Annotated in this window: 13 protein-coding genes; 2 read left to right on the top strand and 11 right to left on the bottom strand. The window is 66.7% G+C overall.

Annotation, left to right across the window (positions count from 1 at the left end):
• Positions 1-35: 35 nt before the first annotated feature.
• The 4 genes from AC4LGL_RS25925 to AC4LGL_RS25910 form a co-directional block, all read right to left on the bottom strand.
• Entirely contained in the window at positions 36-650 is a 615-nt protein-coding gene (locus AC4LGL_RS25925) for a DUF937 domain-containing protein (protein WP_491841252.1), read from the bottom strand.
• Positions 651-766: 116 nt separating this feature from the next.
• Positions 767-2,017, bottom strand: coding sequence for a saccharopine dehydrogenase family protein (locus AC4LGL_RS25920; RefSeq protein WP_491841251.1), 1,251 nt, complete (start codon positions 2,015-2,017; stop codon positions 767-769).
• A gap of 10 nt (positions 2,018-2,027) precedes the next feature.
• Positions 2,028-3,995, bottom strand: a complete 1,968-nt coding sequence (locus AC4LGL_RS25915) for a S9 family peptidase (RefSeq protein WP_491841250.1) — start codon at positions 3,993-3,995, stop codon at positions 2,028-2,030.
• 73 nt (positions 3,996-4,068) lie between these two features.
• Positions 4,069-4,680, bottom strand: a complete 612-nt coding sequence (locus AC4LGL_RS25910) for a hypothetical protein (protein WP_491841249.1) — start codon at positions 4,678-4,680, stop codon at positions 4,069-4,071.
• Positions 4,681-4,815: 135 nt separating this feature from the next.
• On the opposite strand from AC4LGL_RS25910, the gene AC4LGL_RS25905 reads away from it, so the two are divergent.
• Positions 4,816-5,964 carry an FAD-dependent oxidoreductase gene (locus tag AC4LGL_RS25905; RefSeq protein ID WP_491841248.1) on the top strand — a complete coding sequence of 383 codons (1,149 nt, stop codon included), beginning with the start codon at positions 4,816-4,818 and terminating at the stop codon, positions 5,962-5,964.
• Between the two features lie 2 nt (positions 5,965-5,966).
• On the opposite strand, the gene AC4LGL_RS25900 is transcribed toward AC4LGL_RS25905, so the two are convergent.
• The 6 genes from AC4LGL_RS25900 to AC4LGL_RS25875 form a co-directional block, all read right to left on the bottom strand.
• Positions 5,967-6,440 (bottom strand): transglycosylase family protein, encoded by a 474-nt coding sequence (locus AC4LGL_RS25900; protein ID WP_491841247.1) that lies wholly within the window; start codon positions 6,438-6,440, stop codon positions 5,967-5,969.
• Between the two features lie 233 nt (positions 6,441-6,673).
• Complete coding sequence (locus tag AC4LGL_RS25895) at positions 6,674-6,997, bottom strand: transglycosylase family protein (protein WP_055115595.1); 324 nt, start codon at positions 6,995-6,997, stop codon at positions 6,674-6,676.
• Between the two features lie 1,048 nt (positions 6,998-8,045).
• Positions 8,046-8,672, bottom strand: a complete 627-nt coding sequence (mobA, locus tag AC4LGL_RS25890) for a molybdenum cofactor guanylyltransferase (protein WP_491841246.1) — start codon at positions 8,670-8,672, stop codon at positions 8,046-8,048.
• Entirely contained in the window at positions 8,644-9,723 is a 1,080-nt protein-coding gene (locus tag AC4LGL_RS25885; RefSeq protein ID WP_055115600.1) for a 2-oxoacid:ferredoxin oxidoreductase subunit beta, read from the bottom strand. Before AC4LGL_RS25885 ends, mobA begins: the two co-directional genes overlap by 29 nt.
• A complete protein-coding gene (locus AC4LGL_RS25880; RefSeq protein WP_491841245.1) occupies positions 9,720-11,672 on the bottom strand; it encodes a 2-oxoacid:acceptor oxidoreductase subunit alpha in 1,953 nt (650 codons plus the stop codon). Before AC4LGL_RS25880 ends, AC4LGL_RS25885 begins: the two co-directional genes overlap by 4 nt.
• 340 nt (positions 11,673-12,012) lie before the next feature.
• Entirely contained in the window at positions 12,013-12,828 is an 816-nt protein-coding gene (locus AC4LGL_RS25875) for a PfkB family carbohydrate kinase (RefSeq protein WP_491841402.1), read from the bottom strand.
• A gap of 256 nt (positions 12,829-13,084) precedes the next feature.
• Here AC4LGL_RS25875 and AC4LGL_RS25870 point away from each other — a divergent pair, with 256 nt between their 5' ends.
• Entirely contained in the window at positions 13,085-13,270 is a 186-nt protein-coding gene (locus AC4LGL_RS25870; protein ID WP_491841244.1) for a hypothetical protein, read from the top strand.
• A gap of 21 nt (positions 13,271-13,291) precedes the next feature.
• Here AC4LGL_RS25870 and AC4LGL_RS25865 read toward each other — a convergent pair whose 3' ends face one another.
• Positions 13,292-14,245, bottom strand: a complete 954-nt coding sequence (locus AC4LGL_RS25865; RefSeq protein ID WP_491841243.1) for a LysR family transcriptional regulator — start codon at positions 14,243-14,245, stop codon at positions 13,292-13,294.
• Positions 14,246-14,336: the final 91 nt, after the last annotated feature.

Raw genomic sequence — 14,336 nt, 5'->3', positions numbered from 1 at the left:
GGCGTCGGAGGCTCTCGAGCAGGGTCGGGGCGGGGTTACTTCTTGCCGCCGAGCAGGCCGCCGAGGATCTCACCGATGGCATTGCCCTGACCGCCACCGCCGCCCAGGACACTGCCCAGGATGCTGCCGAGCGGGTTGTTGGCAGCCGCACCGCCACCGGTCGCGCCACCCAGGATGCTGCCGAGGATGTCCCCGAGGCCGCCGCCGCCGGAAGCCTGGGCCTCGCCCGCGGGTGCGGCGTTCTTCTGAGCGAACTGCTTGCCGATGTAGGCCAAGACGATGGGCGCCAGGATCGGCAGCAGCTTCTTGATCAGATCGCCACCGCCGGCACCGGTACCCGCCAACGCCGACGCGACCTGGTTGCTGTCGTTACCGCCGAAGATCTTCGAGACGATCTGGTTGCCCTCGTTGGCGTCGACCTGGTCGACACTCACTCCACCGTCGAGCAGGCCGCTGACACCCTGCGCGGAGACCGCGGACTCGAGATCACTCGAATCGATGTTGTCGGCCTGCACGTTCTCTGCCACGCCGCCGACGAGGGCCGGCACCAGGGTCTTGATAGCGGCGTTCACCTCGCCTTCATCTGCGCCGAGCTTGCTGGCAATATCCGCTACCGGGATCTGTGCGAAGAGATCGTCGAGACCGGCCATTTTTCTATCCCACCTTCGTTGCTGGCGTACTGGAAGTCCTCGGAACCGACACTAGTCGAATCTGATCTTGTCCCACAGGTGTTCGACGCAGGCCGATCCGTTCGCGTTGCGACGGTTCAGCCCAGCTTGGTGGTCTCCAGCGACGCCCCGGCCGCGGGCAGCCGGGTGAGCAGCACATCCCCCATCGCTGCGACGGGTGTCAGCACACCGCGCCGTTCCGACAGGGCGTCACGATCGGTAGCCAGGGCGAGCCCGCACTCGCCGAGCAACACCGCCGTCGACTTGTATCCGGGATCTCCTTGCTGGGCCATGCTTGTCACATACCGGGCGCCCGACGTCGTCGTGGTGTAGGTCTCGACGCGGTAGTGGCCCTGCTCGCGAGCCCGCTCGCTAGGGCCGGTTCCCGGCTTCGGGGCCAGTCGCGCGACCAGCCCGCTGGGCAGCCGGTTGAAGTAACGGCCTCCCACCCCGAGGGTGAAGGCATTGGCTCCGGTCACCGCAGCCGCGGCCACCGGCGCGGCGAGCGACCGCCCCACGCTCATCTGCTCGGCGTACTCGAACCGGCGTCCATAGGCATAGTCCAGTAATGCATTGCTGCGCCGCACGATTCGCGTGTTCGGGGCCGCCATGGCAAAAGCGCCGGTCCAGTAGCCGGCGAGCTCGGGAGCGATCTCACCGCCGCGGCGCCACCGCACGTCGGGCTGAGCACCGAGTTCGGGCTCAGCGCCGCGGTCGGGGCTCAGCGTGTACGGATCGTTCATCAGCGCCCGGGCCTCCGGATCCGACGACAGTGTGTCGAGCAGTTCCAGCATCGAGGCCACGGTGCCGCCCGACACGCCGCCGGCGAAGCTGCGCACCACCAGGTTCGTGTCGCCGAGTTCGCCCGCGCCGTCGGCCGACGCCCGCTGATACAGTGCGTACACCGTGAGATCGGATGGCACCGAATCGAATCCGCAGGAATGGACGATCCGCGCGCCGGTGTCGACGGCCTGCTTGTGATGCAGGTCGATGCTGTCACGGATGAATGTCGTCTCACCGGTCAGGTCGGCGTAGTCGGTGCCGGCCGCCGCGCAGGCCGCGACCAGCGGCATGCCATAGCGCGCGTAGGGACCCACCGTCGTCACCACCACCTGGGTGCGCGCAGCCATGGCATCGAGCGAGGCCTGCGAGGTGGCATCGGCAGTCACCAACGGCCACGACTGCGCGCCCGGCCCCAGACCGTCACGGACCGCGCGCAACCGTTCCTCGGAACGGCCGGCCAAGGCGATCCGGGCCGATCCCCCGGCCCGCGCCAGGTACTCGGCGGTCAGTTTTCCGGCGAACCCTGTGGCGCCGTACAGCACCAGATCAAACTCTCGCTGCGTCACGCTTCCGACGCTACCCGAGCAGTTCCGGCAACTGCACCGGTTGACCGCGCAGGTGATCACCGAGGAATGCGGTCACCACCTGGTACCAGATCTTGGCGTGCTGCGGCGAGAGCACCCAGTGGTTCTCACTCGGGTAGTACAGGAAGCGGTGGGGGCTTTCGCCATTCTCGTCGGCGGGCAACCCCGAATGGGTGAGCAGCTCGTACCACAGCCGCAACGCCTCGCCGATCGGTACGCGATAGTCCTTGTCGCCGTGGATGACCAGCATCGGAGTGGTGATGTCGCCGACGAACCGGTGCGGTGAATTGCGCTGGGCCATCTCGGGTGTCATCTCACGAGCCCACCAGTAGGCGCCGTCGGTGGTGGGTCCGAACTGGTCCAGCGCCCACAGGCTGGCATGGGTGACGATCGCCTTGAACCGATCGGTGTGTCCGGCGATCCAGTTGGCCATGTAGCCGCCGAACGATCCCCCCATCGCCGCCGTGCGCGTGGCGTCGACGCGCGGGTGTGCGCACGCGGCATCGGTCGCGGCCATCAGGTCCGTGTACGGGTCGGCACCCCAGGCGCCCCAGCCGCGCGCGATGAAGTCCTGTCCGTATCCGGTGGACAGCCCCGGATCGGGCATCAGCACGGCGTAACCCTGGGCGGCGAGCAGCCACGGGTTCCACCGCCAGTGCCAGGTGTTCCAGCTGCCCAACGGTCCGCCGTGGATCCACAACACCAGCGGGGCCGGTTCGTCGCCTGCGGGCAGTGTGAGCCAGGAGCGGATCGGCGTGCCGTCGGCGGCGGTCGCGGTCACCTCGGTCAGGGTGCCGGGCAGTTCAGGCGCTTCGAGGCACGGGATCTCGCTGACGGTGCCGTCCGGATCGATGCGGACCGGATGTGCCGGCACGGCATAGGAGCTGCGCAACGCATAGATCACGCCGCCGGGCGCGGGACGCACATCGGAGTAGGTGAAATCGTCGTGGGTCAGCCGGGTGACCGCACCGGATACGGGGTCGACGGAGAAGATCGGGCCACGGCCGCCGTCGTCGGCCGTCACGATGAGCGACGACGAGTCCGGTGTCCAGGCCACCGAGGACGGCCAGCGGTCCCAGTCGCCGGTCAACTCCACCGGATCTTCACCGAACCGCATGCAGCACAACGTGATCCGCGGCGGCGCGGTGGGAGTGGAATGGGTTTCCCTGGTGAAGGCCACCGCGCTGCCATCCGGCGCGATCGCGGGGCGTTCCAGGTCGGCACCGGGTTCCTCGGCGATGGTGGTGCGTTCTCCGGTGACCCGGTCGATGCGCACCAGGGCCACCCGCAGGGCGGTGCCGGGGCCCGGCGCCTGCCAGGACGTCACCACGAATCCGCCGTCGGCGCTGAGGTCGAATGTGGTCTCACGCAACGCCGCGCCCGGCTCGGCGGTCAGATCCCGTGGCCCCTCGGCATCGAGGAGGTGCGGTTGGTCCGGGCCGAGGTCGTGATCCCAGTGCCGCACGGGATAGCCGGTGTGCAGGATCGCCGAGACCTTGGTGTCCTTGCGCGCGTCGCGCTTTGCCTTGTCGTCCTCGACTCCTGTCGACGACGGCAGCAGCGGCGCGGTCACCACGGTGGTGTCGGCGGCCCGGGCGCTCACCGCGCCGGCGACACCGCCGGGCATCGTCAGCACCTCGAATGCCTCACCGCCGCTCGCGGGCAGGCGCCACAGGGCTGCGGGCGGTTTGTCGTCACCCTCACCCGCGCGCACCGCGAGGAACAGGAGGTCCCCCTCGGCGGTGAACACCGGCGCGGACTCCCCCTTCGCCCCGTGGGTCAGCCGGCGCGCCGGTCGAGTTCCGGTGGGGTCCAATTCCCATATGGCGCTGAGGAATTCAGTACGTTTGTCGTTGAGGGTGCTGATCGTGGTGACCAGCCGGGAGCCGTCGGGCGACACCGCAAGCCCTGACACCCGGGGCAGCGAGAGGTAGTCGTCGAGATCGTCGAACACCGTCATGGCTCCCCACCGTAATGGTGCGGCCCGCACCGGAGTCCGGTACGGGCCGCGTGGCAACGCTGTTCCCGGTGGGTCAGACCACTTCGGTGATCTTGCCGGTGACGTCGGCTCGAACCTGCTTGCTGCTGCGCTCGCCCTGGACGTTGATGAACATGACCACGTTCTCGTCGAACGGGATGTTGCGCTTGATGCTCACCGTCTGGACCTTGCCGTCGGCAATCTCACTCGCCGCCACGGCGCCATCGATCGCCGCGGCGATCGCGCTGCTCGGCACGTCGGAGGTGGCGAACAGATTCTGCTGCAACGCCTCGGTGTCGTCGTCGTAGTCGATGGGGCGCGACGGCGCGACCGCGCCGGACGTGTAACTCCATTCGTTGAGCTCGGTCGGGGCCTTGGGATCGACTGCCTCGACCTTGATGACACCCGGGGTGATCACGACATCGACCACCTGCATCGGGTTGGCGCCGACCTTTTCGCCGATCGCCGCCAAGGCGTTGTCGATGCCCTCGGCGGTGAACAGATTGCCCGAGACCGCTTCGGTGATCTTCTCGGTACCCGAGGAGACAACCTTCTCGGCTGCCCCGGCGGCCGCATCCCGGAGCTCGGTGGCCTTCGAGCAACCGCTCAATGCGGAAGCAGCAATCAGTGTGGCGCCAAGCGCGATACCGAAGCGGGTGAGTTTCATCGGGTCCTCTGACTGTGTTCTGGCCCGGCACTTCGGGCGCGGGAATCTGTACAAAGACTGTGCAGACGCTGGAAGGCTACCGATCCCAACTCCGGTCACGGCGAGCCACCTCATCCCACCCGTTAGATTCGACCGATGGCACAGTCCGTCCTGGTCGTCGGTGCCGGTATCACCGGCCTGGCCACCGCAGTCGCATTGCAGCAGCAGGGGTTCGACGTATCCGTGGCAGAGGCCCGCCGCGACGTCACTCCCGGCGCGGGAATCAGCCTGTGGCCCAACGCGCTGGCCGCACTCGATGAGATCGGTCTCGGCGATCAGGTCCGCGGCGCGGGAGGCCGAGTGACCACCGGAGCGCTGCGTCGGGCCGGCGGAGCTTGGTTGCGCCGGCCGGAGGCACAGCGGTTCACCCGGGCGCTGGGCGAACCGCTGGTGGTGATCAGGCGCGCCGCCCTGACCGAAATTCTCACGGGCGCACTCGTGCCGGGCACGGTCCACTACGAGCTCGCCGCCGACAAGGTCGAGATCGGCGCCTCGGAGGTGCGGGTCACCTTCACCGACGGCACGGTCCGCGAGGCGGCCGGCCTGGTCGGCGCCGACGGCGTCGACTCAGTGGTGGCCAGACATCTGAACGGACCGCTGCCCCGCCGCTACACCGGCTACACCGCGTGGCGCGCCGTGGCCGACTGCCCGCTCGATCCCGATCTGTCGGGCGAGACGCTGGGTGCCGGCTCACAGGTCGGACATGTGCCGCTCGGCGACGACCACACCTATTGGTTCGCCACCCAGCGCGCGCCGCGCGGCCAGACCACGCCTGATGGCGAGCTGGCCCACCTGAAGCGGCACTTCGCGGCGTGGTCGGAACCGATCCCGACCCTGCTGGACGCAACCGATCCGAACGATGTGCTCCGGAACGACCTCTACGACCGTGCCCCCGCCCGCATCTGGTCGCGCGGCCGCGCAGTGATCGCCGGGGACGCGGCCCATCCGATGCGCCCGCATCTGGGCCAGGGCGGCTGCCAGGGGCTGGAGGATGCGGCCACGCTCGCCGCCCTCGCGGCCGGCGAGCCCGATCTGGGCAGCGCGTTCTCCCGGTTCGCGACAATGCGGCGCAGGCGGGTCATGACCATCGTGCGGGAGGCCGAACTGGTCGGACGGTTGGTGAACCTGCGCCCGCCGGCACTCAGCGCCGCGGCCACCCGGGCGTCCGTACTGGTGCCGGAGTTCGTGCTGACCCGACATCTGGCCTCAATCGCCGGGCGCGGGGCATTCACCCCGGTGCGTTGAGCTCAGTGCGGCACTCCGAACGCGCCCAGCGGGTCCAGGAACGTCGTGCAGATCCGACGCAGATCGAAGATGCCCAGCACCGCCCCGGAGCGCACGGCCTGACAGCCGGTCGGTGCACTGGGCGCCGCCCAGCCGGTCGGCATCCCGCCGCGGGGGCCGCATGTCGGCCAGGCCCCGATCCCCTGGGTGGCCAGGACGTTCTCGGCGACCCTGATCTGCTCCTCCCGGGAGGCTGAGGCAGGCGAACCGGTGCCGCCGTGCGCGGCCCAGGTGGTGGGTTTGAACTGCAAACCGCCGTAGGCGCCGTTACCGGTGTCGATGGACCAGTTGCCGCCCGATTCGCAATCGGCGATGGCGTCCCAGTTCACCGTGTCCGCACCGGCGGTCGCAGTGCCTGCGAACAGGGGCGTCAGCAGGACGCCCGCCGACGCCGTCGTAATCCAGAAAGTCCTGGTCAACGCACTTCGTATGGTCATCTCACGGCCCTTCCCCGACCTTTGACACCAGGACCGCTGCAGATGCTGATCACGTTCGTGCAACTGTGCGGTCACTAATGGGTTCGTGTGACCAAGGTCACGCGTTACAGGGGTGGCTGAAGTTTTTTCAGAGGTTGCCGGTACTGGAGTAACCGGAGGGCTTTCTGATGAAACAGAAGCGGTGCCGGGCTACTGCCCGGCACCGCTCCATATCAAGTTGTCGGTAGCGCGTATTAGCCGCGCTTGCCGCACACCGGCCACGCGCCGATGCCCTGGCTGCGCAGGACGTTCTCGGCGACCCGGATCTGCTCCGAGCGCGAAGCCTGATGCGGCGAACCGGAACCACCGTTGGCGCGCCAGGTGCCCATGTTGAACTGCAGGCCACCGTAGTACCCGTTACCGGTGTTGATCGCCCAGTTGCCACCCGACTCGCAGGCGGCGACGGCGTCCCAGTTGACGCTGTCCGCATTGGCGGTACCGGCACCCAGTGCCATGGGAGCGACAGCGAGCGCTCCGGCGATGATGCCCAGCCCAAACGTCTTGCGGATGTTCTTCACTTGATTCCTCTCGCCAAGCGCGCACCATCAACACCCGCGCAAGGCGGGTGCGGCAGCCTGAATCCAGGCCGGAAGGGTTGGTTCGCGCCGTCTCGGTCAGGCACGAAAGGGAGGGCCACAGTGCCCGGCCCGGGGTCAGACCCAGGCCCCCGCATCGGGCGTAATCGCCACCGCGGCCCCACTCACACGCAGGTTCTTGGTGTTGAAATTATTTGCTCCGTGTCGGAGACGCTTTGGACCGTACAAAGGTCTCGAACAGAAGTCATCTCGATGTAGAAGCGATCGCGGAAATATCACGGACAGATAACGAGACACTGAACGAATCGTTTGTGCAGGTCAGCGCGGGATGGCCGTCGTTACCGTTTCGTGATCGACGTAAACAGAACGTGAGGCAGATCACGCATTTTTTGTGAACTGGCCCACTTGATTCGGGTCCGACATCGCGAGCAAACAACGCCTGAGACAACAAATGTGCAGGTAGATGCCATCGACGAGTGTCATCCAGCGCTTCGCCGAGCGATTCTGTTCGCTGCAGACGCAGAACTCTCACAACCCGGTCGGACGTCGGATCACCCTGGTGCACAAGGGATATCGCGCCCGCATGTCAGCGCAACCGGGCCGAACCGCAGCGCGCCCGATGGCCGTCCGGATGGTAACTGGTGGGTCAAAACTAATGAACTACAAGACTTTTCGCTGACACCAGCAGAATCGTCAGTCCACTCGGCCAACTCTCCGGCGCGACCCAGAGTCGGCCGCCTCCGACAAACTGAGCGGTCAGGAGTCTTTTGGTACAAATTTAGACAGACTGAACACATGCCGGAGCGAATAACGGGAGGAGTTTCCGCGCTACGCAGAACGATGGATTCTATTGAACACCAGCAACTTTCGCTCCAGCCTGGCGTTCACCTGCTGATGACGTTTCCTGAATTGACCCGGCCCCTGGAGGCCCGAATACGGTTGAATAACCGGTCAATTATCTCGAAACGGTAAATTGCGTCGAGTTCCAGTGCGAATTCGCAATTTGCTGCGCCGTATCCGACCATTAGTTTCAGGCTCCGGCCAGGTCGCCCGCGGTGTTGACATTGGTGAGCGCGCGCTGCGGTGCCATCACGATCTGCTGCGTGTCGACGGACTCGGCCAGCGCCCGCATGCTGCGCCGGCCGTCGTGCACCAGGGCGGAGATCTTCGAGGTAAGCGCACTGCGGTAGACCCCCGCCAGGTAGTGAGTCCTGCCGTCCCAGGGCAGCACGATGTCGGCGGGTACCCGCTCGGCGGAGGCGGCCAGGACGTCGATCAGGTCGGTCGTCAGATACGGCATGTCGACCGCGCAGACGAACGCGTGGTCCAGGCCGGCCTCGGCGACGGCCCGCAACCCACGGCCCGTCGCCACCAGCGGTCCGACCCCGCGCACCTCGTCGCGCAACACCTCGGCGCTCAATTCGGGCAGCGGCTGGCCGGGCGCGGCGATCACAAACACCGGTGAACACCGCCTACTCACGGCGGCGATCACATGCTCGACCATCGTCGAGCCGTCGAACGGCAGCGTCGCCTTGTCGCGCCCCATGCGGCGCGAAGCCCCGCCCGCCAGAACTACCGCGGCGAGCGGGGCTGTGCTCAGTTCGTGTCGGTCGACGAGGTCAGTGCGATCAGTCGACAGTCCAGGTGTCTTTGCCACGCAGCAAGGATTGCAGAGCTGCGGTGTCATGGGGCTTGGATTCGATGGCCGTGTTGACCTGCTGACGCGCGGCGTCGTCGTAGGTGGGTCGGCTGACCTTCCGGAAGATGCCCATCACCATGTGATCGAGGTTCTGCTCGCTCAAGCGCGACAGTGCGAAAGCGTAAGCGGGATCGTCGATCTCGGCGTTGTGGACCACGATGTCCTCGGCTGCGACCTCGGCCGTCTTGGCGACCTCGAGGCCGTACCCGGACTTGACCACGCAGTACTCGCCATCGGTGCCGAACTTGATCGGCTCACCGTGGCTGACGTTGATCAGCCGCTCCTCGGCGCCTTCCTTGCGCAGCGCGTCGAACGATCCGTCGTTGAAGATCGGGCAATCCTGCATGATCTCGACGAGCGCGGCACCGCGGTGCTCGGCCGCGCCGCGCAGCACCTCGGACAGGCCCTTGCGGTCGGAGTCCAGAGCGCGGCCGACGAACGTGGCCTCGGCGCCCAGTGCCAGCGATACCGGGTTGAACGGGTAGTCCAGGGAGCCCATCGGAGTGGACTTGGTGACCTTGCCGACCTCCGAGGTCGGCGAGTACTGCCCCTTGGTCAAGCCGTAGATCCGGTTGTTGAACAGCAGGATCGTGATGTTGATGTTGCGGCGCAACGCGTGGATCAGGTGGTTACCACCGATCGACAGCGAGTCACCGTCGCCGGTGACGACCCACACCGACAGGTCAGGACGGGCCAGCGCCAGGCCGGTCGCGATGGTCGGGGCGCGCCCGTGGATCGAGTGGAACCCGTAGGTCTCCAGGTAGTACGGGAATCGGCTGGAGCAGCCGATTCCGCTGATGAACGCGATGTTCTCGCGCTTGAGGCCCAACTCCGGCAGGAAGTTGCGGATGGTGTTGAGGATGACGTAGTCACCGCAACCGGGGCACCAGCGGACCTCCTGGTCACTGGTGAAGTCCTTGCCCTTCTGCGGCTGGTCGGTGGTGGGCACCAGGGCGTTCTTGGTCAGAGCATCTGTCAGCCCCAGGTCTGCGCCGATCAGGTCAGTCATGCGTTCGCTCCCACAGCATTCGACTCAGTTGGTTCCTCGATGGTGGCTGCCGCCAGTCTCGCGAACTTGGCCTTGTCCGCTTCCTTCTCACCGAGCGTGCCGTCCAGCGCCGCATCGATGATGCCCTCGACCTCGTCGGCGAGGAAGGCCATGCCCTCCACCTTGGTCACCGACTGGACGTCGACCAGGTACTTGCCGCGCAGCAGCAGCGCCAGCTGACCGAGGTTCATCTCCGGCACCACCACCTTCGGGTAGCGGCGCAGCACCTCCCCGAGATTGGCCGGGAAGGGATTGAGGTGGCGCAGATGGGCCTGGGCCACCTTGATGCCCTTGCGCCGGGCGCGCCGGCACGCCTCACCGATGGGGCCGTAGCTGCTCCCCCAGCCCAGCATCAGCAGTTCGGCGTCCCCCGTGGGGTCGTCGACCTCCAGATCGGGCACCGTGATGCCGGCGATCTTCTCCTGGCGCAACCGCACCATCAGGTCGTGGTTCTTGGGCTCGTAGGAAATGTTGCCCGAACCGTTGGCGGCCTCAAGGCCGCCGATCCGGTGCTCCAGACCGGGGGTACCGGGCACCGCGAACTGGCGGGCCAGGGTCTCGGGGTCGCGGGCGTACGGCGCGAAGGGCTCGCCGGACTTGGCGAAGTTGTGCTCGATCGCCGGGTAGGTGCTGATGTCCGGGATCTGCCAGGGCTCAGAGCCGTTGGCGATCGCACCGTCGGACAGGATGATGACCGGGGTGTGGTAGTCGATCGCGATCCGCGAGGCCTCCACGGCGATGTCGAAGCAGTCCGACGGCGACTTCGGCGCCAGGACGGCGACCGGCGACTCGCCGTTGCGGCCGAACAGCGCCTGCAGCAGGTCGGCCTGCTCGGTCTTGGTCGGCAGTCCCGTCGACGGGCCACCGCGCTGCACATCGACGATGAGCAACGGCAATTCGGTCATCACGGCCAGGCCGATCGCCTCGGACTTCAGCGAGACGCCCGGGCCCGAGGTGCTGGTGACACCCAGCGCACCGCCGTAGGAGGCGCCGATGGCGGCGCCGATGCCGGCGATCTCGTCCTCGGCCTGGAAGGTCAGGACGTTGAAGTTCTTGTGCTTGGACAGCTCATGGAGGATGTCCGACGCCGGGGTGATCGGGTAGGTGCCGAGCACCACCTGGATTTCGGCCAGGTGTCCGGCGGCCACGATGCCGTAGGCCAGCGCGGTGTTGCCCGAGATCTGGCGGTATTCACCGGACTTGAGCTTCGCCGGCGACACCTCGTAGGTGGTGGCGAACGCCTCGGTGGTCTCGCCGTAGTTCCAGCCGGCCTTCAGCGCCAGGACGTTGGCCTCGGCCACGTCGGGCTTGCGGGAGAACTTCTCGCGGATGAACCCCTCGCTGTGCTCGAGCTCGCGGCCGTACATCCACGACAGCAGACCGAGGGCGAACATGTTCTTGGCGCGCTGGCCGTCCTTCTTGGTCGCGCCGATCGCCTCGACGGCGCCCAGGGTCAGCGTCGTCATCGCGACGGACGTCACCACGTAGTCCGACAACGTGTCATCCTCTAGCGGATTGCTGTCGTACCCGACCTTGGCGAGGTTGCGCTTGGTGAATTCATCGGAGTTGGCGATGATCAGACCGCCGCGGGGCAGATCCGAGACATTGGCCTTGAGCGCGGCGGGGTTCATGGCCACGAGCACGTCGGGGCGGTCACCGGCGGTGAGGATGTCGTAGTCGGCGATCTGGATCTGGAACGACGACACACCGGGCAGGGTGCCCTGTGGCGCGCGGATCTCGGCCGGGTAATTCGGCTGGGTGGCCAAGTCGTTGCCGAACAGTGCAGCTTCAGAAGTGAAGCGGTCACCGGTCAGCTGCATACCGTCGCCGGAGTCGCCGGCGAAGCGGATGACGACCTTCTCGAGCTTCTGCCGCGGCGCGGCGCCATTGCCGTTGCCGTTCTCACCCACGGCTACCGCCTTTCACACTGCTTTGACCACGTCTTTCCGGGCCGCTGTCTCGTAACCTGCCGCCGGATCGAACGTCCACCGAATTTTGATGTCACTACCAGTACCGATTATTGCACTGCTCTTAGGCTGCGCTTCACCCCGTTGGGCCCCGACACGCGGGTGAGATCCCGACGAAGATGCTGTTCACCGACGTGAACAAGCCCCATTTGAGACAAAACTGTGGTTTTCGTCACGTTTAGGAGAATGTCATTCTCTAAGGAAAAGGCTACTGGCCGGTAGCTCTCCGCTAGCACCGGCAAGCACGAACTTGACACCTGTCGAGTCTAACCCCTGCGGCCAACTACCCACGATCGGCGTGCACCCGCTTGTCCAACTCCCCCGCCACGAGTGCGCTCGCCGCCTCCGCGGCGCGATGCGGATCGTGCCCCGCCGCGCGGTGTGCGACGTAACAGGCGGTGAACATGTCCCCCGCCCCCGTGGTCTGGACATCCAGCACCCGCCAGGCGGCCGGGACCCGCTGCACGGCGCCGTCGATGTAGATGTCACACCCCTCGGAGCCGTAGGTCACCAGGATCTCCGCGACACCGAGTCGTTCTGCGGCCGATTCGTCGAACACCCCGTCTGCGACGATCACCGCCTCGTCCTCGGCGAGTTTGAGGATGTCGACGTTGACGAGCTGGTCTGCGGCAAAGTGACGATCCTCGACCAGCGGCCCCAATCGGTCGGCCCGCACCAGACCTTGCCCGTCATAGGCGACCCGGTGGCCACGTGCCGCCAGGGCAGCGAGCGTCTCGGCCGGGAAATCGGTGCGCAGCAACGGAGCCAGGTGCACCCACGTCGTCGCTGGATCGGCCACCTCGATGTCCGCGGCCGTCCACACCGGCCCGATCGACCGCACGCCCATGTGCCGGTGATCGGTGTCGTCGTAGTCGAGGCTGAACGAACTCGTCTCCTCCGAGGGCAGGATCTGGACCAGCGAGCCGAACCGCGTGCGAAGCCCGTCGAACAGGACATAATCACGTTCCGCACCCATTGCGACGATCCGGCCGGGACCGCCCGCGGCCTGCAGGGCCACTCCGGCGAACGAGGCACATCCCCCCGGGCTCGGCGGTGCCCCGTTGATGATGTCGATCGCGAGGTTGCCGAGCACGGTCACCCCGGCGGCTAGCTCTCGTGGCATGGATGAAGTCTCCCGGTCAGAGCAGTCGCCCTGCTCGTCGGCCCCACCCGATCCCCGACCCGAGATCAAAATGTGACCCAGGTCTCACCCGCTGATATGGAATGCCCCGCGGCGGATGCGCATTGGAGAACACATAGGCAACCGATGTGACGATGAAGGGTATTGCGAAATGCGCATGGATTCGAGAATCAAGCTTCTCCTCTGTACCGCCGGATTTGCAGCAGTAGCAGCCATGGCCGTAGTGGGCCTCGAAACGACCCAGCTCGACACCGCACCCGAAATGTCCGTGCCCGCAGCCGAACCCACCATGCACTTCGGTGAGACCGTCACCCAATCCGTACCGCCATCGGCACCAGACACACCTGCCGCCACCCCTCCGGTCAAGGCCCAACCCGCCCCCACCGCAGAGCCCGGCTGAGCCGGCAGGCTCCACAGCGGCTTACACGGGCCCGGCGCCCGTCTGCCCCGTCTCCTCCCACCCGCCGTCGAGGCGACTCCCGAGGTCGAGATCGGCGGCCACCTCGACGAGCGCCGCGGCCACGATCGAGGCGGGCGCACGGTCGAGCACCACGAGTCCGATCGCCGGGCGCGGACCGTGCTGCACCATCGGCCTCGCGGCGAAACCCGGAGGCACTCCCAGCTGGGGTAACCATGCAGTGGAGGCGATGGTCGCGCGCGGCGAGTTCGTCAGGTGCGCATACAGCGCGTCGACCGAATCCGCCTCCACCACAGGCCGATACCGCACTCCTTCGGCGGCCATGTTGGCATCGAGGATGCGCCGGTTGCGCATCGTGGTGGTCAGTACGCAGAGCTGCAGACCAGCTGCGTCCGCCCACGCGATCTCCGGCTGACTCATCAACGCATGATCGGCCGGTGCCACCAGGACATAGCACTCCCGGTACATCTCCACCGACCGCGTACCGGGCGGGGCTTCGTCGTCGAGATACGTCAACCCGGCGTCGATCTCGAAATCGGCCAGCCGCCGGGCGATCTCGCGGGATGACAAGGCCTCGAAGCGCACCGACGCCGCCGGATTGCGGCGCAGAAACTCCGTGGTGATGAACGGACCCGTCGGCACCGCCGTCGGTATCGCACCGATCCGGGCCGTGACGGTCAACCGTCCGCGCATCCGGTCGATGTCGGCGAGCATGTCATCGCGTTCCGCGACGATCCGCTGGGCCCACGTCACGACCCGCTGCCCCTCTTCGGTGAACCCTTCGAACCGCTGTCCCCGCTGCACGATGACAATGCCCAGCTCGCGCTCGAGTCGCTGGATCGCCACCGACAGCGTCGGTTGACTCACGTGACATCGTGCGGCCGCCCGGCCGAAATGCCGCTCGGTCGCGAGCGCCAGCAGGTAGTCGAGCTGCTGTAGCAGCACATCGCTCGCCATGGCTCCCCGCATTCTTCGCCGTTCGATAGAAAGCATCTATCACTGCATGTGAAATATCGAATATGGAGGCCCGCCAAGCGGCGGGTCCGGC

The sequence above is a fragment of the Mycolicibacterium arcueilense genome (assembly GCF_058536225.1).
This window is presented reverse-complemented; position numbering and strand designations above follow the sequence as displayed.

What these genes read in the sequence shown, in the direction of transcription:
- AC4LGL_RS25925 (WP_491841252.1), bottom strand. Translation starts at nt 650, where the DNA reads ATGGCCGGTCTCGACGATCTCTTCGCACAGATCCCGGTAGCGGATATT.
- AC4LGL_RS25915 (WP_491841250.1), bottom strand. Translation starts at nt 3,995, where the DNA reads ATGACGGTGTTCGACGATCTCGACGACTACCTCTCGCTGCCCCGGGTG.
- AC4LGL_RS25910 (WP_491841249.1), bottom strand. Translation starts at nt 4,680, where the DNA reads ATGAAACTCACCCGCTTCGGTATCGCGCTTGGCGCCACACTGATTGCT.
- AC4LGL_RS25905 (WP_491841248.1), top strand. Translation starts at nt 4,816, where the DNA reads ATGGCACAGTCCGTCCTGGTCGTCGGTGCCGGTATCACCGGCCTGGCC.
- AC4LGL_RS25900 (WP_491841247.1), bottom strand. Translation starts at nt 6,440, where the DNA reads ATGACCATACGAAGTGCGTTGACCAGGACTTTCTGGATTACGACGGCG.
- AC4LGL_RS25885 (WP_055115600.1), bottom strand. Translation starts at nt 9,723, where the DNA reads ATGACTGACCTGATCGGCGCAGACCTGGGGCTGACAGATGCTCTGACC.
- AC4LGL_RS25870 (WP_491841244.1), top strand. Translation starts at nt 13,085, where the DNA reads ATGGCCGTAGTGGGCCTCGAAACGACCCAGCTCGACACCGCACCCGAA.
- AC4LGL_RS25865 (WP_491841243.1), bottom strand. Translation starts at nt 14,245, where the DNA reads ATGGCGAGCGATGTGCTGCTACAGCAGCTCGACTACCTGCTGGCGCTC.